Here is a 21300-nt window from a genome sequence, read left to right on the forward strand (position 1 = left end):
AAGTTATAAGCTTGCTCTTGAGATATTTTGAAACTGTAACCGTTTAACTCCAAAAAAAGTAAGCATAACAGCAAAAGCAGTACGCTTGTTGCCATCCACAAAAGGATGGTTCATCGCTAAGTGAAATAGGTAAGCTGCCGCTTGTTCGTGAATTGTCGAATGTAACAGTTCACCCCCAAAAGTAGCTTGAGGTTGAGCTATTGCTGAATCTAGTAAGCCTTCCTCTCTCACACCTACAGTGCCGCCAAATTTTTTAATCTGACGTTGATGAATAGCTAACACTTGGTCAATACAAAGAAATCTAGGAGTCTGCAAGGCGACGAAAAACCTCTTCCCATTTTTGTTCTACTGCTAAATAAGCTTGCCATACTTCCTCATCTTCGGCAATCACAGGTGAGCTATTTTCCTCTGGGGTGCTAGCTTGGTTATTTTGGCTCGAGAGAGTTGCTTGTTCCTGTCCGTTAGGTTGTACAGCTTCGTGGTAGGATGCTGCAAAACCAGGAATTGTCAATAGTTCTTCTGTTACCTCTTTTGCCTCTCTTCCTTGCTGGTAAGCCAAAAAAGCAAGTGCTACTTCCAATCTTTCACTAGACAACTGACGTAAATAGTTTTCTGCTTGTTCAAGTAAGATACTATGTTTTTCTTTTAATTCCATCTTTACCCGCTAGCTAGATTTCTTGTCCTATGTCTAGTTTATCGTAGCCGATGAGGGCTTGCTATAGGCGATCACCGTTAACAATTAGGATAGTTGTTGTAAGATAATTTCAATTTGGCGCTTCAGGGAAGGCAAATTATGCTCTACAACAGACCACACTACTTCTAGGTCAATCTCAAAGTAATTGTGAGTCAAAATGTTGCGCATTCCAATCATTTGCGACCAAGGTACTTCGGGATGTTGCTCCCTGATATCAGCAGACAAGACACGAGACGCTTCACCGATAATTTGTAGATGCTGGATAAACCAAGTTTGAAACAGTTCATTTTCTTCAAAGCTTTGCTTTCCTTGAACTGCGTACTTTTCTATCCGCTCAATTGCTTCTATAATATTAACGCAGTTTCTCGCGATCGTCTCTCATAAAGGAACTGCCTCGTTTAAAACACGCTCTCGAATGCGCGATCGCAATCCCTTTTCAGTCACTACATCTACATCACAACCCAGTAACTCTTGCAATTCCATCAGCAATCCACCAAGATCAAACAAGCTACGCCCTGGCTCCATTTCTACTAAAAAATCTACATCACTGTTTGCATCTGCCTCTTTGCGTGCCACAGAGCCAAATATCCGAAGGTTGTATGCCCCGTATTTTGCTGCAGTGAGCAAGATATCTTCTCGCTTTGTTTGCAAAAGCTCGTAAATATTCATGATTTTACACCCAATGTGGTCATAGCTATTTTAGCTAGGACTGTCACGCCCAAGGGGCGAAGTCAAAAGTCAAAAGTCAAAAGTTTCCTGAATTTTCTTTAAAAAGCTGAATAAAGAAAATAGAGCAACTCAAAAAGTTTCTTTACACAAGTGTCTTTGTCCATCATTGTATATATAAATTTGTCAAGACTATTTGTAATTTAAGTTACAGACAATAGAAACATAATGTGCATAGGTATTCCCTGAGCAGAACCTATTTTTGCAAATACAGCAGTTGTTGAAACTTGTTGTGATAACAATCACATATATACATGATTAAGATCCTAGTCCTACAGCTAGGGTCAAAGCAATAATAAGCATAACTGAACTCTAGCCGAGTCATTAATAGGGAACACACTAATAAGCCGACAACCTTCAAGAGGTGCGTCGGTTTTTTGTTTGTGTGAGTATGGGGTATCAACAAAATTTCCCCACCACCTGTTGGTAACTTGACAGAGATTCTGCCTCAGCCACTACCTGGTGGAGGCAGCGCTGCAGGAGGTGAAACCAGTGCTGCAGGAGGGTTTCCCTCCGTAGGCATCTGGCGAACCCGAAGGGGTTTCCCTCCGTAGGCGACTGCCGTTGGGGAAGTTATAATCAGATTAAAACAATTATTCTGATTGAGTGCTGATGATGTGTACAACTGACTCACCAAAGAGTCGAGCCTACACTGGTTTATGACATTGATTGAATAATGTAATCAAAGTAGGGAGATGCTTCAACAGCGTCTTCCGCACTGAGTAAATCAAGAGAAGCTTTTTTCAAACAATTGATAGCTTCTACCATTCCAGGAACAGGAACGCCTAAGGAGTTGTACATTTCCCGCACACCGATTAAACCAATTTTTTCAATTGGCTCTTTGTCGCCGGCAAGTACGCCATAAGTAATTAGGCGTAAGTACCAACCAAAATCACGGATGCATAAAGCACGTTGACGTTCTCCGTAAGCATTGCCCCCAGGCGCAATAAAGTCGGGACGCTTTTGCCAAAGCTGTTTAGTGGCTTCTTGAACTATCTTTTTTTCATTTTCAGCAAGGGTAGAAGCAATTCTTACTCGTTGTGTACCTGTTTGCAAAAAGTCTTTGATATTTTTGAGTTCGCCACTGCTGGGGTAACGCAGTTCGTCGTCGGCTTGGAGAATAACTTGGCTTACTACAGTCATGATTATTCCAATTAAATGAATTATTATTAGCTAGTTTAACTAGTCTTGAGGACACAAGTGAAGACAGGGGAAGTAGTTATTAGTTAAACGATTATGGAAAATTGGCAACAAGGTGAATTAATAGAAGTTGAAATTACAGACTTAAGCGATACAGGGGATGGTGTGGGACGTTGGCAGGATCGGGTAGTATTTGTACCAGATACAGTGACGGGCGATCGCGTTCTTGTCCGTTTGGTACATGTCAAACCCAATTACGCCTACGGTAAACTGAAACAGTTGTTGCAACCGTCTAGTCACCGTATTCGACCTAGTTGTATTGTAGCTGACAAGTGTGGTGGTTGTCAGTGGCAACATATTAGTTATGAGTATCAACTCGTCGCTAAACGCAATCAAGTCATTCAAGCTTTAGAACGTATCGGTGGTTTTGCGCAACCTCCTGTAGATCCGGTGTTGGTTGGTGGTGAATCTTTAGGTTATCGCAATAAAGCTACCTATCCTCTAAGTATATCTCACACTGGACATGTTCAAGCTGGTTATTATCAAAAAGGTAGCCACCAATTAGTTAATTTGAATCAATGCCCAGTGCAAGATGCTCGCTTCAATCCTCTACTTTTAGAAGTTAAACAGGACATTGAAAAGCGAGGTTGGCTTCTTTACAATGAACAGCGTCATACTGGAGTGATACGCCATCTTGGTTTACGTATTGGTAGGCGCACTGGGGAAATATTGCTAACTTTGGTGGTGAAGGATTGGAGTTTACCGGGAATTAAAGACCAAGCGCTCGAATGGTTAAAACGCTATCCTCAGTTGGTGGGGGTGTCGTTAAACCGTAATGGTGATCGCACTAATGCCATTTTTGGTTCCGAAACCCGCTGTATTGCCGGAACTCCTTATTTACGAGAACAATTTGCCGGACTGGAATTTCATGTGCTACCTGATACTTTTTTTCAGGTGTATACAGAGACAGCAGAGGCTTTGTTACAAATTATTAAGTCAGAACTGAATCTGCAAGCATCGTCGGTGTTACTTGATGCCTATTGTGGTATAGGGACATTAACTTTACCATTGGCGAAACATGTTAATCAGGCGATCGGGTTTGAAGTGCAACCAGAGGCGGTGGAACAAGCAATTTTAAATGCTCGAATTAATAACATTAATAACGTAACTTTCATTACAGGCACGGTAGAAAAATTACTGCCATCAATGGATATAACCCCAGATGTTGTTTTACTAGATCCGCCACGTAAGGGATGCGCGAACATTGTGATGGAAACTTTATTACAAAAAAAACCGCCGCGTATAGTTTACGTTAGTTGTAAAGCAACCACTCTAGCTCGTGACTTAAAATTACTTTGTCAAGATGGAGTATACAGTATTACCCGTATACAGCCAGCTGATTTTTTTCCTCAAACTGCTCATGTGGAAGCAGTTGCCTTTATTGTGCTATCACAGTTATATGAGGGTAGTAAGTCCTCTAAAAAACTCTAATTAAAAAATAGTAGTCTAGGAAATAATAAAAATGCTAAGATGTAATAGAGATAAAAACATAGTCTCCACTTGTGTAAAAATATAGAAATTGCATGGGCTGCTCAAAAAACTAATTGGGTTGCCAAAAGTGCATTATTCACAGATTAAAGAGTATGAAAGTACTCTTTTGTCATGAAAGCATCTTATTAGTTGCTTACTATTTCGGCAAATTTGCATTTGTCGTCCCATATGTAAGCAATCCAATTTTGTTGATAGAGCCGATGCTCCCCAGCATTTTCAATACAAAGTTGTGATGACGCAAGTTTGAAGGGCAACATGACCACCTCAATTCTGCTCAGGGTGCCTGTGACGACAAACTGATGTCTAGCGAACTCTGGAAGCTATGGGGTTAATATTGTGATTACTATCTCGCTTCGTCCAGTAGGACGTAATTGGGGCACAATAAGTTTTGCCTCCACTCTGTATCTCTGTCCAATTCTAGATTTGCTATTGGCAGAAATTCCCGAAAAAATGCAAGCAGAACTGAGATTAGGACTTCAAGAAGCCCTAGTTAATGCTGCTAAACACGGTAATAATCTTGATCCTAGTAAAAGAGTTGTAGTTCGTTTTTCCTTAATAGATAATCAGTATTGGTGGATAATATCAGACCAAGGATCTGGCTTTTGTCCCTCATCCACAAGTGAGGTTGAGAACGAAAGCGATCCCGAAGAGTATTTACCACCAGATGAGGCAGAAAGCGGTCGTGGCTTATGTATTCTATACCATATTTTTGATCAAGTTCAATGGAATAGGAAAGGAACAGAGTTAAGACTTTGTAAACAACTAGAAATCCCTCGACCACGGATACCGCTGCTGCGGTGAAGAAGTAGTGTTGGGGAGTAGGGGGGTAGAGGAGATGATAAATTTAAACTCTCCCTGTCTCCCCCACTCCCTGTCTTCCCTACTCCTCATCTCCCTCTGTTTCCTTCTTCCCATGTGTAGGGCAAGGTGGTGCAGAAATTGAACGATCTAACCAACCATTTGCCTGTTGAAGTCTTTGTAACGCTTCAAGTGGTTCATCTTTAAGAAGAAATACAAGTGCAGCTGCTGCTTGTTCACTAGCACGAACTTTGCGGTTAGACTTGAGGCGATGCCAATCGTGAGGGGAAATACTCAGTCTCTCCATCACAGCTTGGGCTAGTTCCAAAGTACTAAATTCACTCAGTTGACTGGTGTTAGGTAGCTGGGTTGATTGAGTCATGGACGTAACGCCTAGACATTGGCTATTGGTACTCACGTCTAATTTTAATCTAACTAACAGTAAATGAAGCAGCGGAAAAAATCATTCGAGTCACCGGATGAAGATAATCAGGATTTTGAGCGCGAATTAATTGAAGTAGAGGGTGCGATTGTTGCATTGAGAGAACGCTACACCCAAGTTCAAGCAGACAAAGCTCAACAGGAAAAATTAAAACAAGCCAGCATTCAACTGAATAAACATAAATACCTATCCCCAGAAATGAAGGCGGAGTTAAAACAGATTCAACAGCAGTTGTCAATACTGGAAATTAACTTAGAAAGCCAATTATTTTCTTGGGGTAATTTGAAAAAACCTTTTTGGCAAGCTGTCCGCTTTGGTGGATTGGGCGTTATCATAGGCTGGATATTAAAGTCTTTTGTTGGATAGTATGGTAAGTCGAAGGATTGCAGAAGTATTGCGAAATGGTCAACCTGATGAGTCATTGAAGGTTCAAGGCTGGGTTCGCACAAAACGCGAGTTGAAAGGATTTGCTTTTATAGAAGTTAATGACGGCTCATCGCTGGCTAATTTGCAAGTGGTACTTAATCAAGATTTGCCAGACTATGATCAGTTTTTGAAACAATTGAATACAGGTTCTTCTTTAGAAGTAGTAGGAGTCTTGTTACCATCTGTTGGCAAAGGACAAAGGATTGAGTTAAAGGCACAGACAGTTAAAATTTACGGAGAAGCCGACCCAGACACTTATCCTTTGCAAAAAAAACGCCATTCCTTTGAATTTTTACGTACTATAGGTCATTTGCGATCGCGCACAAATTCCTTTGGTGCAGTTTTCCGAGTCAGAAACGCATGTGCAACAGCAATTCATGAATTTTTCCAAACCAGAGGCTTTTTGTGGGTACATACTCCGATCATCACTGCCAGTGACTGTGAAGGTGCAGGTGAACTTTTCAGTGTCACTAGTTTAAATCTCAAAGATGTTCCCCACACAGAAAATAATACAGTAGATTATAGTCAAGACTTTTTTGGCAAACCGACCTATCTAACAGTTAGTGGTCAATTAGAAGCCGAAGTCATGGCGATGGCGTTTAGTAACGTTTATACTTTTGGTCCGACATTCCGGGCAGAAAATTCCAACACCTCCCGTCACTTAGCAGAATTCTGGATGGTTGAGCCAGAAATGGCTTTTTGCGATTTAGAAGGCGACATGGATTTAGCAGAGGCGTTTCTCAAACACGTTTTCAAACATGTTTTGGAAACTTGTCCAGAAGATATGGAATTTTTCAATCAACGGATTGATCACACAGTGCTGGAAACAGCAGATAACATTATTAATAATGAATTCCAGCGCTTAACTTATACAGAAGCAATTTCGCTTTTAGAAAAAGCCGATGTGCAGTTTGAATATCCGGTGAATTGGGGCTTAGATTTACAGTCAGAGCATGAGCGTTATCTAGCGGAACAACTGTTCAAAAAGCCAGTTATCCTCACAGATTACCCAGCGCAAATCAAAGCCTTTTACATGCGCCTGAACGATGATGAAAAAACCGTCCGAGCGATGGATGTACTTGCACCGAAAATTGGCGAAATTATCGGTGGTTCCCAGCGGGAAGAACGTTTGGAAGTTTTGTCAAATCGAATCAAAGCTCAAGGGATGAAGCCCGAAGATTTGTGGTGGTATCTAGATTTGCGCCGTTATGGCACTGTTCCCCATGCTGGTTTTGGGTTGGGATTTGAAAGACTCGTGCAATTTATGACGGGGATGGGAAATATTCGGGATGTAATTCCCTTCCCACGTACACCACAAAATGCCGAATTTTAATGTAGAGACGCCCCGGCGGGGCGTCTCTACCTACGCCATTTGATTTTCAATCGCCCAACGCGCTAGTTCCGTGCGGTTGTGGAGATTAGTTTTGCCCAACATGTTAGACACATGGCTTTCCACCGTGCGTTGACTAACATTTAATTCTTCAGCAATTTCGCGGTTAGCTAAGCCTCTAGCCACAAATTGCACTACTTTAAGTTCTGTTGGGGTCAACTGCACATCGAAGGGAACTTGAATACGGGAACCGTTTTCTCCTCCTTTTGCTTGGTGTTCTTTCCAGCGAATGGTTTGCTTGAGAGAAGATTCTACTTGAGCTACCAATTCTTCTGGCTCGAAGGGCTTAACCATGTAGACATCAGCACCTTTATTTAGACCCTTAACTCGGTCTGCGCTTTGTCCCTTAGCTGAAAGGAAGAGAACGGGAATCCAGCCTGTGCGTTCGTTTTGCCGGACTTGTTCGACAAAAGTGTACCCGTCCATTTCTGGCATCATTACGTCACAGATGATCATGTCTGGAATATCCTGCTCTAAAATTTCCAGAGCTTCTCGACCATTTTCGGCAGTGATTACTTCGTATCCCCTAAATTCCAAGTAATCCTTCACCAGCAAGATGAGGTTGGGGTCATCATCAATAAGTAGAAGTCGTTTGTAATCTTTCATGCTGGGTTCTTTCATAGCAGTGGCACTTGTCGCGCTTCTGTCCATCAGGGTCTTGAATAGTTATCCTTTTTGGTGGATTATTGAGATGTTGTGCTTTTTTTCCCTCAAAACTAGCCTTTGCTTTGCCAATTTCTTTAAAGTTGCTACCACTTTTAAGATAAATTTAGAGCCCAGGCAAAAGTTTAGTAAGGATACTTAGAGCAGTAGTATCTATAATGCGTTATTATATATCGCTTTGAAAGTTGCGGGTGAAAAAACGTTCAATAAATAATATTCCTTTAGGTAAACAAACAAATTTTGGCTCCAAGATGCTCCTGATTAAAAATCTACCCGCGCTTTTCATAGCTTACTGCTTTTTCATATCCTTGGGATATTAAGCCTCTATTATTTGTTGACAACAAACCAGGGAAACAAAAGCCCATGTTCGGTTGAAAATGCGTACTAATCTACGATCCGACATGCCTATCAATCACTTCCACTGATTACATGGCAACACTAGAACCAACCAGATGAACCAATATTATCAGATATAATACTGCAACTCACAGGCGTAAGCTGTTGACGTTCAAGTTCTCAAGATACAACACGGACGGCAACAAGCGCACACAATTCCTGATTCAAGCATTCCCACGACTTGTGGACGCAACTGAATTGTGAGCAGCTTATAGCATTTTTGTGTCCGGCAAAAAACGTGTCGCTCCAGATCAGTCCCATTTGTACGCATTCACATGGAACTCGATCGGTTAATGTGGCGGTTTTTGAAATGGGTGTTTATGTGGCTTGATCACTTGATTTTTCATCTTTGTGCAGTTCCCTGATTACAGTTGTATAACACTTTCCCAGCTTTGCCAAAAATATTGACCATATAAAACTATTCGTAACTTCCCAAACAAAACCAGAAAGCTCAGGAATATTAAGTATTATTACTTATATGAGGTCAACTAAGTTCGGGAACCCGTACAAAAGAAAATGTTGCCAATATATGCCACAGTTAGCTAAATTAGCACTCAGGAGTTGAGAGTGCTAACAAGGCAAAAATATCGTATGGCAGCTTTATCTCTAAGCGTTTCTACAGTAAAACCATTAGGCGATCGCGTTTTTGTAAAAGTGAGCGCCTCTGAAGAAAAGACCGCCGGTGGTCTATATTTACCCGATACAGCAAAAGAAAAGCCCCAAGTAGGCGAAGTAGTTGCTGTTGGTGATGGCAAAATCAAAGATGACGGTGGTCGTCAAGGAATGGATGTCAAGGTAGGAGACAAAGTACTTTACTCCAAATACGCCGGCACCGACATCAAACTCGGCACCGACGAATACGTGTTGCTTTCTGAAAAAGACATTCTCGCAGTAGTTAGCTAATAATTAACCGTTAGCAATTAACAATTAACAATTACCACATAGCTTGATCCCAATCGTTGATAACTATGGCAAAGCGCATTATCTACAACGAAAACGCTCGTCGTGCTCTAGAGCGAGGCATGGACATCTTAGCTGAAGCTGTTGCTGTCACCCTTGGTCCAAAAGGTCGCAACGTAGTACTAGAGAAAAAGTTTGGCGCACCCCAAATCATTAATGATGGTGTGACTATTGCCAAAGAAATCGAGTTGGAAGACCACGTAGAAAATACAGGCGTTTCCTTGATTCGTCAAGCCGCTTCTAAGACCAACGACGCTGCTGGTGACGGCACCACAACTGCAACCGTTTTGGCTCACGCAATGGTCAAAGAAGGCTTGCGGAACGTTGCAGCTGGCGCTAACGCAATTTCTCTCAAGCGAGGTATTGACAAAGCTACCAACTTCCTGGTAGATAAAATCAAAGAACACGCTCGTCCAGTAGAAGATTCCAAAGCTATTGCTCAAGTTGGTGCAATTTCGGCTGGTAACGACGAAGAAGTCGGTCAGATGATTGCCCAAGCAATGGATAAGGTAGGCAAAGAAGGTGTGATTTCCTTGGAAGAAGGTAAATCCATGACTACCGAACTGGAAATCACCGAAGGGATGCGCTTTGACAAAGGCTACATCTCCCCCTACTTCGCTACCGATGCAGAGCGGATGGAAGCAGTTTTTGATGAACCTTTCATCCTCCTAACAGATAAGAAAATTGCTTTAGTACAAGACTTAGTACCAGTTCTTGAGCAAGTAGCTCGTGCTGGTCGTCCTTTGGTAATTATCGCTGAAGACATTGAGAAAGAAGCTTTGGCAACTTTGGTAGTTAACCGTCTACGTGGTGTACTGAATGTTGCTGCTGTTAAGGCTCCTGGATTTGGCGATCGCCGCAAAGCAATGCTAGAAGACATTGCTGTTCTTACAGGTGGTCAAGTGATCACCGAAGATGCTGGTTTGAAGCTGGAAAATACCAAGCTGGATGCACTGGGTAAAGCTCGCCGCATCACCATCACTAAGGACAACACCACCGTTGTTGCCGAAGGTAACGATGTTGCTGTTAAGGCTCGTGTTGAGCAAATCCGTCGTCAGATGGATGAAACCGAATCTTCCTACGACAAAGAAAAGCTACAAGAGCGTTTGGCTAAGCTAGCTGGTGGTGTAGCCGTTGTCAAGGTTGGCGCTGCTACCGAAACCGAAATGAAGGACAAGAAGTTGCGCTTAGAAGATGCTATCAACGCTACCAAAGCTGCTGTAGAAGAAGGTATCGTTCCTGGTGGTGGTACAACTTTTGCTCACCTAGCTCCTCATTTGGAAGAATGGGCAAACAGCAACCTCAAAGGTGAAGAGTTGATTGGTGCGATGATTGTTGCTCGTGCTTTACCTGCTCCTCTCAAGCGGATTGCTGAAAATGCCGGTCAAAATGGCGCTGTGATTGCTGAGCGCGTGAAGGAGAAGGAGTTCAATACTGGTTATAATGCTGCTACCAATGAATTCGTTGATTTGTTGGCTGCTGGTATTGTTGATCCCGCTAAGGTAACTCGTTCCGCTTTGCAAAACGCTGCATCTATCGCTGGTATGGTGTTGACTACAGAGTGTATTGTGGTTGATAAGCCTGAACCTAAGGATAATGCTCCTGCTGGCGCTGGTGCTGGTATGGGCGGTGGCGATTTCGATTACTAATATTTTCTCACCCCCTAATTGAGACGGCTGCTTCCTTCGGGAGGCGGCTGTTTTTTGTTTGATATGAACCAAACCAACCCCGATGCAACACCCTTACACACACTCAACCCGCTAAGTCGATTTTCTGATCGAGCCGGGGATTATGTGAAGTACAGACCAAGCTACCCAGCCTCAGCAATTGATATTATCCTGGAAGGCTTAGCACCGCCATCACAACTTATAGCAGCAGATATTGGTGCTGGTACGGGAATTTCCTCACGGTTGTTAGCTCTTCGTGATGTCAATGTAATTGCTATTGAACCAAACGCGGCGATGAGAGAAGTGGCTGAACCTCATCCAAGAGTAGAATTTCGGGATGGAACAGCAGAAGTTACTAACATAGCCGATGCATCTGTTGATTTAGTAACTTGTTTTCAAGCCTTTCACTGGTTCAATCCTGAACCAACTTTATTAGAATTTCGCCGTATTCTCAAACAGTCAGGACGATTGGCTTTGGTGTGGAATAACCGCGATTTAAATGACGAGTTTACGGCTGAATATAGCAGAGTGATTCGTACAGCATCAAGTAACCACCCAGCAGAGGCGCGGATGAAATCGGTGGAACCACTGTTAACAACTTCCTACTTTGTCAATATGCGTGAATATACGTTTGTTTATCGGCAAGAGTTAGATTTAACTGGACTTATTGGTCGTGCGATGAGTTCTTCTTACCTTCCCCGTAAAGGAACAGTCAATCAGCAACTTATTTCCGCTTTGCAAGAGTTGTATCAGCGCTTTTGCGATGAGAGTGGTTTTGTGTACATGGTTTATAGCACCAGCGTACACCTTGCAGATGCAATTAAAAATTAAAAATGGGAATGTAGGGTGCGATCTTCCCAGTGTAACACATCTTCAGAACAAGGTGCGTTACGAAGATTTTCTAGCAAAAAAGTTATAAAAATTTAGCCTTAATTAAAATGTCATACCAAGTGCAAGAGTGAAATGCAACTTGATATGACTATAGTCAGTTCATCTTGGAGTTAGCAAGATGCTGTTAAACGAAATTCACAAAACCGAATTGGTTAGGATCGTTGATATTTAATTGTGAAGGATCGGAAACATTCCCCACAATTGCAATCAGTTCAGGCGCTGCCTGATTCAGCGTGTAGAATATCCCCGCACCTGATGGTAAACCTTCAGGAGATGCACCTATGGAATAGCTACTTAGATCGCCAGTAAGCACTATTCTATCTTGTGTATTTGGGTCTTCTGCGAAGACAAAGTTAGTAATCAATGCGTAGTCGGTAATCCCTGCAGTGTTAGGATCACCATCATTGTAGAAGACAACAGGTCCGTTATCTGTGGGTAGTCCTAAGAGATATAGGTTTCTACCTTCTGCATTACCAGTTAAGGTATCAATTTGACCTATACCAGGAAATCCTAAGTTGACTGGCTCACTAGTGCCAGTACCAGTAGTTTCAGTACCAGTAGGATCGGTAGTTTCAGTACCAATTAACTCTTCTTCCATATCCTTCTACCTCATTCCTTTCATAAGTTATGGGACAAAACTGTAACCACTGCTGGTTTTCACCTTGTGTGTTCTAGGTGAAATGATTTAAAGCATTGCAGCACAAAATCCGCTTGATAACAAACGCTTTGCAGACTGAATTTTGTTTATGCTGCAACTTTAAACACTTGAATAGTACATTTAATTTTACACAGAAATATATTTTATTAATTTTATAAATTGATTATAGATTAATCATTTGTATTACTTTTATCTAGCAAGATATTAATTTTTGAATTTCTCGTTTTTAGATAAAAATAACTAGAAATTGTTCAAAACTTTAAATAACCTTAAATTATTTATAAGAATAAAAACTAAGAGATTAATTCTCTGATGAGAGCTAATCATGTGGCGATCGCCACGGCATAATTACTCAGTTAATATCAAGAGCATTTGAGGTGATTTCATAAGTGTTGGGCTATTTGAGTGGCGCGAGCCTGCTGTAGATACGGATGCTAGATAAGAAGCTATAATTTATACTCAAAAAACAATGCAAAATTAAATGACCGAGCAGCGCACAGACTATGATAATCCCTGGAAAGAAGTGATTGAAGGCTTTTTTCCTCGCTTTTTAGAATTCTTTTTCCCGGAAGCTTACGCTGTTGTTGATTGGGAAAAAGACTATGAATTCCTCGATCAGGAATTACAACAGCTAGAGCCAGATGCAGAAATTGGCAAGCGACTCGTCGATAAAGTGGCGAAAGTTTCGTTAGTTAATGGTGAACAAGCTTGGGTATTGCTTCATGTGGAAGTTCAAGGGCAATATGACAAGGAATTTGCCCAACGGATGTACACATACAATTACCGTTTATTTGATCGCCACAAACAGCAAGTGATTAGTTTAGCAGTTTTGGCAGACGAAGAGGTAAATTGGCGACCATCAAGTTACTCTTATGTACTTGGTGGATGTCGTGTCAGTTTAGAGTTTCCCATCGTAAAACTTTTGGACTATGAGGCGCAGTGGGAAACTCTAGAACAAAGCACCAATCCCTTTAGTGTAGTGGTGATGGCACATCTGAAAACTAAGGCGACGCACCGAAACCCGCAAAGTCGGTTACAGTGGAAATTAAGCCTAACCAGAAGATTGTTTGAACAGGGATATAGCCGAGAAGACATACTGGGTTTGTTTCGGTTTATTGACTGGGTGATGGTTTTGCCCAAAGAATTGGCAAGTGATTTTAAAGCGCAACTGAGAAATGACGAGGAGGCAACTAGAATGCGGTACGTAACCAGTATTGAACGGTTGGCAAAAGAAGAAGCAATTATTGAAACAAACCGAGCAAATGTGATTAAAATCCTACAGACGCGGTTTGGACAAGTGCCAGAGTCAGTTGTAGAAGTTATCAATGGTATTGAGGAGCAGTCAATGCTTGAAGCCCTCTTCACAAATGCAATTACCACTGGTTCTATAGAAGAATGGAAGCAGGTTCTCAATGAAAGTAAATAAGCGTGGAGAATCGTAAATAGTCTAAATCCATAGCAGGTTCGGCGCGGCTACTCTCTTTCATCGCTCACTCTTGCGGATAAATTTCCTTGTGGGCGATCGCTTGCTTTTGGTGAGAGGGCGATCGCCCACAGATTGCTGTTAATTTGGCTAAACTGTTTCTAGATAATTATGACATTGCTATGTTGACAAAATACATACAAGCTGCCATGCGACAAGCTCAGTATAAGATTTTGCCAGATGATAGTACATTTTACGGTGAAATTTCTGGTTTGCAGGGTGTTTACGCTAACAAGGATACACTTGAAGCTACCCGTGAAGAATTAGCTGAAGTTTTGGAAGACTGGATTTTGTTGCGGCGCTCAAGGAAGTTACCGTTACCTGTTGTTGACGGCATTGAATTATCCGTTAAGGAAGTCGCATAATGCCTCCGTTTGGACCAATTAAGCGCCGCGATTTGATTCGCTATTTAAAGCAACTAGGTTTTGCTGGTCCTTATTCAGGTAGCAAACACCAGTTTATGCACGAGGAAGACATCACGGTGTGGCTGCCAAACCCCCTCATAGAGGTGATATCGGCAAGGGGCTTTTAGCTGAAATATTGCGGCAAGCCGGGATTGAAAAGAATGAGTGGGAGCAGTTTTGATTTTGAAGGGGCGATCACTTATTTTGCGCTAAAGATGTGATCACTCAGTTTGGGGTGAGGATGCGATCACATTTACATCATCAAGCTTTATCTCTCCATCTATGCTACGGGCGTCTGTTGGGAATTTCACTTTTACTGTTGCTGTAAAAGCGCTGAGCTTTTTGGAGTGCAGCCCTGGTTTTATCTCCAAAAACACCATCAAGCGGACCGTTGTAAAAACCCCTATCTTTCAACCACCTTTGCAACTCAAGGACACTTAACTGACCTGATTGTTCCTGAGGATCTGCAATTGGAGCAGTATGAATTCTACCTTGTGTACTCCTAAGGCTGATGTTGATGTTGCCTGCGTCACCCAGTCCCGCTGAGTTAGCGTTATTAGCAATAAGCGGCGGCGGTACACTATTAAGATTACCAGACTGATTTGGGAAAGAAGGTGGGGGAAGAATAGAACCAGGTAATTGAGAGGCTTTATTAGGAATAAGCGGCTGTACACTGACAAATGGCTGCTGTGGCTGATAGGTCTTTGGTGGTAAGGGTGTCAAGGTTGGCGGCACACTGGGATTGGGAGGTTGTGGAGGGTTGTTATAAATACTTTGCGGCTGTGGCAGGTTGTTGTAGATCCCTACTGGTGGTAACAGGTTACTTGCTGGTGGTGGGGGGTTGTAAATATTTTGTGGTTGTGGGGGAGTATCATATACCCCTAATGGTTGTGGCGGATTGTTATAGATCGCCACTGGTGATTGTGGGGGGTTGTAAATATTTTGTGGTTGTGGCTGATGGTAGAGATCCACTGGTGGTGGTAGGTTAGTTGCTGGTTGTGGGGAGTTGTTACTATCAAAAGGTGAGTTATTATTTGAATAAGTATTACCCAAGTATTCTATTCGTGCATCTAAACCACGAGAAAGCAACAATTTATAAACTTGTTCTGCATCTAAGTGATTGCGAAATTGTCCAGCATTTACGTAAGCACCTCGTCTGGATTCAGCCCAGAATGCTTCTGGTACGTACTGGCGCACTCTACTGAGAACATCGTTACTGCGCATTGGTACTACCACGACATAGCGATTTTTGGTGCTGGGATTTTCTGCGTTTGGATTACCCTGATTACCCAAACGTAATGCTTGCCAAGTTTCAAAATTGACAAATCCGGTGGGATTGATTCCTGAGTACTGCTGAAATTGAGCTACAGCATCCCTAGTTGTTGGGTCAAAATAGCCATTAATATTACCGTTAAAAAATCCCCAATCCCGCAATCGCTGTTGTACTGTCATCACTCGTTGACTTCTTTCACCTTGACAAATATCACCTGTTGCTGTATTACATCCAGGATTTTGACCTTGCAAAGCATTAGAGATAGCGTCTAAAGTTTGTGCGTCGGCAACACCATTAGGTGTTAGTCCATAATCTTGCTGGAAACGCGCTACGGTATCTCTGGTGGTAGAACCAAAATAGCCTGTGGGATTAGTGTTAAAATAACGTAACTGCTGCAAAGCTTGCTGTAGTCGTGTCACTTCCGCACCGCGATCGCCAAAATTTATCCCTTCAACGCCACCGCCAACTCCACCACCTGGGTTGAGACTGATACGTATTGTGTCTCTAGTCGCTTCACCAACAACACCATCAGCACGTATACCATAAAATTCCTGGAATCGGATCACTGCTTGCTGAGTTTCGCGACCAAAGTTACCCGTAATCGGACCATTAAAGAAGTTTAGCTGTTGTAAATCCCGTTGCAAAGCGCTGACTGCCTCACCGCAATCGCCTATTCTAATTACACTTTTTGAATATTCGTTCGGTTCCTGTTCAACAGAAGTAATGTCAATCTCAGCACTGATGCCCTTTAATGCTAGCTCACTAACGCGCTGTGAAGCATCAAATTCATTGTCAAATCTCCCTGCCACAATTATGTATCTTCCTCTAGACTTACACCTCCATGCAAAGACTGGCTCTATCTTCTTTACTTGTTCCAGAAGGGAAGAGCTATCATTGTTAACATAAACCAGGTAACGTCTAAAATTAGGGGTTTGTGACTGTTGAAATCTCTCTGGTTGTACATCTTCAAATCTAAAATCTCCTGGTGATTCTAATGGCGAGCGCAAGCTTCCTAGTTTAGAATTGGAGTTTTGTAGCTCATAGGAGAATTTGCTTGCTAACCAAGTAAGAAAATTTATCTCTTTCAATAAAGAGACTATTTTCCACTTGTGAAGAGTTTCATTAGCTTCGGCTTGAGCTTTTAACTGCTGTTGTTCTTGCTTAGTCTTTTTGACTTTTGTCTGCACCAAGTTAATTGTTTCTTTTGCCGCTTTAATTTCCTGGTCTTTACTTGCTAGCTCATTACTTTTTTTTTCTACTTCTTCTTTGAGCTTTCTTTGTTGAGCCTTCATTGATATTGAGGAGTTTTGCACCTGTTTAACTTTTATTTTTGCCTCCGACTCTTTTATTTTTGCCTCCGACTCTTTTCTTCTTGTATCTGCTAGTTTTGCCAGTGTTAATGTCATGGAGTTTTGCGTCTTTTCTAATCTTGAATTTGCATCTTCTCCTCTTTTACTTAGATCTTGAAGTTTTTGCTGCATACCGGAATTTTCTGTTTGTAGCCTCTGCTGTTTGCGTTGTGCGTTGCTTAGATCTCGCTGTGATTTTTTAAAAGCTATACGTGACTGTTCTGCCCATACGCCTAATCCTATTGCTATGAATGATATTATGCCTAATCCAGCCAGCCCTATACGAATCGACTGCTTAGTCTTTTGTTGCGTTTGAGTTAACCTCTGATTAGCCTTTCTTTCTTCCTCCAAAGCAAGTTCTGCTCTTAGCTGCGCCTCAGCTACAATCTGCTTAGCTTGTCTTTCTTCCTCCAAAGCAAGTTCTGCTCTTCGTTGCGCCTCAGCTACAATCTGCTTAGCTTGTCTTTCGGCATCTAAAGCAAATTGAACATCTCGTTTGTCCAATTCAAGGCTTGCAGTTAAAAATTGATAATCCTGATCGCTTAGACTCTTACCAGCAGACCATTGCCGAGCATACCGTAACGCTTCTTCCCGCAGCAGTTGGGATTCATCCTGACAATTTGAAGCTAACCACAGCGCTATCCTCTCTCCATAGGGACGCAAACTAGCCAATGCCTGCTCAACCCAATTCAGGTCAAAAACAGCTTGATAAATCGGGTTATAAACTCTTAGATTTCCTTGCTTTTCTACTACCAACCCGGACAGCCGCAATTCCATTTGACTGGAACTGTCATCCGCTGCAAGTTCTCCTTGTTGCAAAATTTGCTGATAAAGCCCCAGCATCCTACCAACATGCTGCTCGTTGCTCAAAATACGATCGCGTATCGTTTTCAAGTGTGCCTGTTCATCCTGAGATTCCCAATTTTCGATGATGCGTCGTTGTACCAATTCCTCAATTGCCAACGCATCAAAACCTACTAAGATACATTTACACAGCTTCTGCGTAAGAAACGGCTGCCCACCCGTCCAAGCCAAAATTTCTTGCAGCACTGCTTGAGGATTGCTAACTTTTCCCATAAGTCCTTGAATTAAAGGCTGGACTTTATGTAATTGAAAACCATTGAGTTCAATTGCTCTACCAATATTAAACGGTGTGCGATTTTTATCTTGAATTAAATCTGAGGGAGTTGCAACGCCCAACAGCGTGAAGGTCAGACGCCTGTATTTTGGCTTGTCAGCACGTTGGTTGTAACAGTCTCGGAGCAAAGCAAAAAAATCGTCAATTGAAAAATTCAGACTGAGGATGCTATCGATTTCATCTACAAAAATAATGATGAGTTGAGAAATTTCCACAAGCAGAACTTCTTCAAGAAACTCGCTCAAACGCTGTACTGGAGAAAGATGATCGCGAGCGCGCCACCAACTGCGCAAATGAAACTTTCCTGAAAGTTCAAAACTGCTCACCAAACTACGGACTATTCCCGCATACCACTGATCTGGTGTAACGTGCTTGCTACCAATTTTTGTGAGATCAATCGCTGCACAAGCGATCCCCTCTGCTTGCAGACGTTGCATCGTTTGCACCCGCAAGCTAGATTTGCCCATCTGCCGTGAGTTCAGGACATAACAAAACTCCCCAGCTTTCAATGCTTCATATAAATCTTGGTCTGCCTGACGTACCACATAACTAGGAGCATCAATTGGCAAACTCCCCCCAACTTGATATTCATACGCTGGTTTTATTGCTGTGTTCATGGGTGACTCTCAGGCGATCGCGGAAATATTGACGATACAAATCGCAACGTGGGGTGACATCATTTCCTTGCAGATGCACCAAGCCCATGCTGAGCAGCTTAAAGGCTTGTATAGAATCTAATCTTACAGGACTATGTGTAGCAACTACCTTCTTGATAGCAGCAGCCAATTCCGGACGCTGTTCTAAATTCCACAAATGCCGTCGCAAATGGTCGCTGTAAGGTCCTGCTTCTGTGGGTGCTGTTTGCAACAACGCATTAAGCGTAATATCTTGCCTCGCAATGCGATACAACGCTACCCTTACCAGAAATGGATGCCCTCCAACCATTGCCATTAACTGCTCAACTTGAGTAGCCTTACAATTAAGTCCATGTCTTTGTGCTAATGTAAACACTTGTTCAGAGCTAAATTCAGTCAACTCTATCGGCAAACCAACATTAAATGGCGATTGATTAATGTTCAATGGTATGTAAACTTCTGTGGAATGCACCACTACTAACCGCAATTTCTTCCAAATATCCTGATTTTTTGCCCCCTCATGCCAAGCCCGTAACAGTCCAAAAAAGTCTGCGGCAATTTCAGGATATTGGAATACCAAATCAACTTCATCCAAACCCAAAGTTAGGGGTTGGTTGATTTCTGCCAAAAGATACTCCTCGAAATAAGCAGTGCAGTTATCTTTACTGCCAAAAATTTCGTCCCAGTAGTCCGCTAACTTATTAGGTATCCTTAGCCTCCTTCCCACACTGGCACAAAACCACTGAAGGAATTTATCCAAATCAGCAAAAACCTTCCCATCCGCCAGTTGAAAGCTTAAAGGTACGGTTAGACAATTTTGTTGCGAAGCTTGATGAAGAATCCGCGCCATGAGAGATGTTTTACCCATTTGCCGAGGTGCTTTGATTCGGATGAGAGATCCTGGCTTGACAATTGCCTCGTAGCAGCGTTCTTCAATGGGAGATCGCTCTACATAAAACGCAGAAGCCATATCCACTTGTCCTTCTGGCAATTCTGGTTCTGCTACTGGTAACGGAGGGGCAACGGTAGCAACTTTACTCAACACAGATGCAGTGGATATTTTGTCTACGGGACTCAAAAATAACTCATCATCTACAGCTGTTATTTCTTCGCTTGCCTTATTCGTTGCCAACAGTGCCAGAATTTCTTCTAAAATCTTGGGAGTATCAGCAGGCAAATTCCACTCTCGCTGCTGAATCTGACTCAAATAACCTCGCAAATCATAATTGAGTGACGAACTTATAGGAAAATTGACGCGAATCGGCAAAATCATCGGCTTGTTTTGAGGATGTAAATCACGCAATTCCTTCGCCCGTCGCACTTCTTCTGTCACCATTTCACTAGTTGCCGATTGTGGAGATAACAGCAGCAAGAAATAATCACACTTTTGCAATTCTCTATTAATGCGTTCAACCCAATTTTCCCCTAATCGAATAGACTCTCCCGCCATAAATGCCTGATGTCCGGCAGCTTTCAAGGCATTATAAAACTCCTGGGCAAGGCTTGCATCAGGTTCTTGAGTGCGATAGCTGATAAAAAATTTGGCACTTTGACTAGTCCCTGATGGCATCTCTTGTTTACCTAACTCAGACCATGCTTCGTACAGCACCTTTGTGGGAATCATAAAAGCAGCTTTGGCATTTTGTCGATTTATTTCCGCCGCCACCGCCATTCCTACTACACCCTCAAGCTCACAATCCCATATCGGCGCACCACTAAAACCTGGCTCTAAAGCATAACCCTGTTGTTTCACATCTTCAATTTGAACCCAACCGTTAGCTATTGGTGCACGTAACTCGCCAGAAGCCCAAACCCCATTGGATTGCTTGCTCGGAAAACCCAAAACTTGGAAATTATGCCCCCACAAGTCTTCTGATTTCACCAATTGCGCATGTGTTGCAGCTTCTGGAGGAGAACTCTCTAACTCTAATCCCGCAATATCTTCTGCAAATTCATCGGGGTTAACTGGTTGCCAGAAAATTACCTTAGCTGTGAAAAACTGTTTCGCCGCCACTAGTGGGAAGTCTAAGCTGACTGCTTGCGAGGGTTTTTCAACAATGGTGCGTGAAAGCCCCAAAGCATCTGCTACTACATGAGCACAAGTGAGGATGTATTTTTGGGAAACCAAAAAACCAGCACCAACGACTTTGCCGCTGTTTGAGTAAATTCTCACAACAGATAACTCAAGCGGTTTGGTCATTGTGTGAATCCTTTTTCCACTTCAAGGTAATTTCGTAATTTACCTCCCCACTACCAGAAGCAATCACTGCCCCAAGTCCGGCAACGATTTTGACGCCAAACTTGACTTCTACTTCATCTGCTGGCTGATGTAAACTACGTACTTTGGTGAGAATCACATTAGCTACGGGCTTAATTTTTTCCAAAGCCGACTCGAAAGTCTGATTAGCTTTTTCTACAATCTCATCCCTTAGACCGATGCGACTATCAATGTCTACTGGTTCATCTATTTCTACAAAAATGGAGTCACCATTTTCGAGAGGAAATTCAACTATGCGCTTCACACGCTCACCTCAAAGCAATATTTTTCAGATTCTTCTATTGACATGCCAAGACGAGTAGCTGTTTGTTTGCTTTTAGCAAGTGCTGGTTGAAAAC

At 42.4% G+C, this 21300-nt stretch carries 21 protein-coding genes; 10 read left to right on the plus strand and 11 right to left on the minus strand.

The genetic code is table 11. The features are described from left to right. Window positions 1-3: 3 nt before the first annotated feature. The 5 genes from ICL16_RS21415 to ICL16_RS21435 all read right to left on the minus strand — a co-directional run bounded on the left by ICL16_RS21415 (window position 4) and on the right by ICL16_RS21435 (window position 2563). Window positions 4-315 carry a type II toxin-antitoxin system death-on-curing family toxin gene (locus tag ICL16_RS21415; protein ID WP_238360891.1) on the minus strand — a complete coding sequence of 104 codons (312 nt, stop codon included), beginning with the start codon at window positions 313-315 and terminating at the stop codon, window positions 4-6. Further along, entirely contained in the window at window positions 302-655 is a 354-nt protein-coding gene (locus tag ICL16_RS21420; RefSeq protein WP_190831775.1) for a hypothetical protein, read from the minus strand. Before ICL16_RS21420 ends, ICL16_RS21415 begins: the two co-directional genes overlap by 14 nt. Window positions 656-739: 84 nt before the next feature. Beyond that, window positions 740-1066: a HepT-like ribonuclease domain-containing protein gene (locus tag ICL16_RS21425; protein ID WP_337907105.1), complete on the minus strand. Its 327-nt coding sequence runs from the start codon at window positions 1064-1066 to the stop codon at window positions 740-742. A 6-nt stretch (window positions 1067-1072) separates the two neighbouring features. Next, entirely contained in the window at window positions 1073-1363 is a 291-nt protein-coding gene (locus tag ICL16_RS21430) for a nucleotidyltransferase family protein (RefSeq protein WP_190831777.1), read from the minus strand. Between the two features lie 714 nt (window positions 1364-2077). Next, on the minus strand, window positions 2078-2563 hold the full coding sequence (locus tag ICL16_RS21435; RefSeq protein WP_190831779.1) for an allophycocyanin subunit alpha-B: 486 nt from the start codon (window positions 2561-2563) through the stop codon (window positions 2078-2080). Window positions 2564-2656: 93 nt separating this feature from the next. Between ICL16_RS21435 and rlmD the strand changes: the two genes are divergently transcribed. Further along, window positions 2657-4051 (plus strand): 23S rRNA (uracil(1939)-C(5))-methyltransferase RlmD, encoded by a 1395-nt coding sequence (gene rlmD / locus ICL16_RS21440; protein ID WP_190831781.1) that lies wholly within the window; start codon window positions 2657-2659, stop codon window positions 4049-4051. A 396-nt stretch (window positions 4052-4447) separates the two neighbouring features. Continuing rightward, window positions 4448-4912, plus strand: coding sequence for an ATP-binding protein (locus tag ICL16_RS21445; protein ID WP_190831798.1), 465 nt, complete (start codon window positions 4448-4450; stop codon window positions 4910-4912). 79 nt (window positions 4913-4991) lie between these two features. Here ICL16_RS21445 and ICL16_RS21450 read toward each other — a convergent pair whose 3' ends face one another. Then, on the minus strand, window positions 4992-5291 hold the full coding sequence (locus ICL16_RS21450) for a DUF6439 family protein (protein WP_190831800.1): 300 nt from the start codon (window positions 5289-5291) through the stop codon (window positions 4992-4994). 63 nt (window positions 5292-5354) lie between these two features. Here ICL16_RS21450 and ICL16_RS21455 point away from each other — a divergent pair, with 63 nt between their 5' ends. Both ICL16_RS21455 and asnS read left to right on the plus strand, forming a co-directional pair. Beyond that, complete coding sequence (locus ICL16_RS21455; protein WP_190831802.1) at window positions 5355-5717, plus strand: sll0565 family protein; 363 nt, start codon at window positions 5355-5357, stop codon at window positions 5715-5717. Between the two features lies 1 nt (window position 5718). Further along, window positions 5719-7110 carry an asparagine--tRNA ligase gene (gene asnS / locus ICL16_RS21460; RefSeq protein ID WP_190831805.1) on the plus strand — a complete coding sequence of 464 codons (1392 nt, stop codon included), beginning with the start codon at window positions 5719-5721 and terminating at the stop codon, window positions 7108-7110. A gap of 30 nt (window positions 7111-7140) precedes the next feature. Here asnS and ICL16_RS21465 read toward each other — a convergent pair whose 3' ends face one another. Continuing rightward, window positions 7141-7818, minus strand: coding sequence for a response regulator transcription factor (locus ICL16_RS21465; protein WP_190831808.1), 678 nt, complete (start codon window positions 7816-7818; stop codon window positions 7141-7143). 999 nt (window positions 7819-8817) lie between these two features. Here ICL16_RS21465 and groES point away from each other — a divergent pair. The 3 genes from groES (at window position 8818) to ICL16_RS21480 (ending at window position 11684) form a co-directional block, all read left to right on the plus strand. Then, window positions 8818-9129 carry a co-chaperone GroES gene (gene groES / locus ICL16_RS21470; protein ID WP_190832646.1) on the plus strand — a complete coding sequence of 104 codons (312 nt, stop codon included), beginning with the start codon at window positions 8818-8820 and terminating at the stop codon, window positions 9127-9129. Between the two features lie 65 nt (window positions 9130-9194). Next, window positions 9195-10835 (plus strand): chaperonin GroEL, encoded by a 1641-nt coding sequence (gene groL, locus ICL16_RS21475; RefSeq protein WP_190831811.1) that lies wholly within the window; start codon window positions 9195-9197, stop codon window positions 10833-10835. Between the two features lie 63 nt (window positions 10836-10898). Continuing rightward, the gene (locus ICL16_RS21480) at window positions 10899-11684 is read left to right on the plus strand and encodes a methyltransferase domain-containing protein (RefSeq protein WP_190831813.1); all 786 of its coding nucleotides are present in this window, start codon (window positions 10899-10901) and stop codon (window positions 11682-11684) included. A 184-nt stretch (window positions 11685-11868) separates the two neighbouring features. On the opposite strand, the gene ICL16_RS21485 is transcribed toward ICL16_RS21480, so the two are convergent. Further along, a complete protein-coding gene (locus tag ICL16_RS21485; protein WP_190831816.1) occupies window positions 11869-12342 on the minus strand; it encodes a hypothetical protein in 474 nt (157 codons plus the stop codon). A 541-nt stretch (window positions 12343-12883) separates the two neighbouring features. Here ICL16_RS21485 and ICL16_RS21490 point away from each other — a divergent pair. From ICL16_RS21490 to ICL16_RS21500, 3 genes are all read left to right on the plus strand, one after another. Then, window positions 12884-13828 (plus strand): RpnC/YadD family protein, encoded by a 945-nt coding sequence (locus tag ICL16_RS21490; RefSeq protein ID WP_190831819.1) that lies wholly within the window; start codon window positions 12884-12886, stop codon window positions 13826-13828. A 179-nt stretch (window positions 13829-14007) separates the two neighbouring features. Continuing rightward, entirely contained in the window at window positions 14008-14250 is a 243-nt protein-coding gene (locus ICL16_RS21495; protein ID WP_190831822.1) for a type II toxin-antitoxin system HicB family antitoxin, read from the plus strand. Next, window positions 14250-14417 carry a type II toxin-antitoxin system HicA family toxin gene (locus ICL16_RS21500; RefSeq protein ID WP_337907099.1) on the plus strand — a complete coding sequence of 56 codons (168 nt, stop codon included), beginning with the start codon at window positions 14250-14252 and terminating at the stop codon, window positions 14415-14417. The genes ICL16_RS21495 and ICL16_RS21500 overlap by 1 nt, the downstream gene beginning before the upstream one ends. A 157-nt stretch (window positions 14418-14574) precedes the next feature. Here the strand turns inward: ICL16_RS21500 and ICL16_RS21505 are convergent, their stop codons facing one another. The 3 genes from ICL16_RS21505 to ICL16_RS21515 are packed head-to-tail and all read right to left on the minus strand — an operon-like array spanning window position 14575 to window position 21206. Further along, window positions 14575-18666, minus strand: a complete 4092-nt coding sequence (locus ICL16_RS21505; protein ID WP_190831832.1) for a peptidoglycan-binding protein — start codon at window positions 18664-18666, stop codon at window positions 14575-14577. After that, entirely contained in the window at window positions 18638-20884 is a 2247-nt protein-coding gene (locus ICL16_RS21510; protein WP_190831834.1) for an AAA-like domain-containing protein, read from the minus strand. Before ICL16_RS21510 ends, ICL16_RS21505 begins: the two co-directional genes overlap by 29 nt. Then, window positions 20868-21206, minus strand: a complete 339-nt coding sequence (locus ICL16_RS21515) for a CU044_2847 family protein (protein WP_190831836.1) — start codon at window positions 21204-21206, stop codon at window positions 20868-20870. Before ICL16_RS21515 ends, ICL16_RS21510 begins: the two co-directional genes overlap by 17 nt. Window positions 21207-21300 lie beyond the last annotated feature (94 nt).

Origin of the sequence: Iningainema tapete BLCC-T55, assembly GCF_014698965.1 — a bacterium.
GTDB classification, from domain to species: Bacteria; Cyanobacteriota; Cyanobacteriia; order Cyanobacteriales; family Nostocaceae; genus Iningainema; species Iningainema tapete.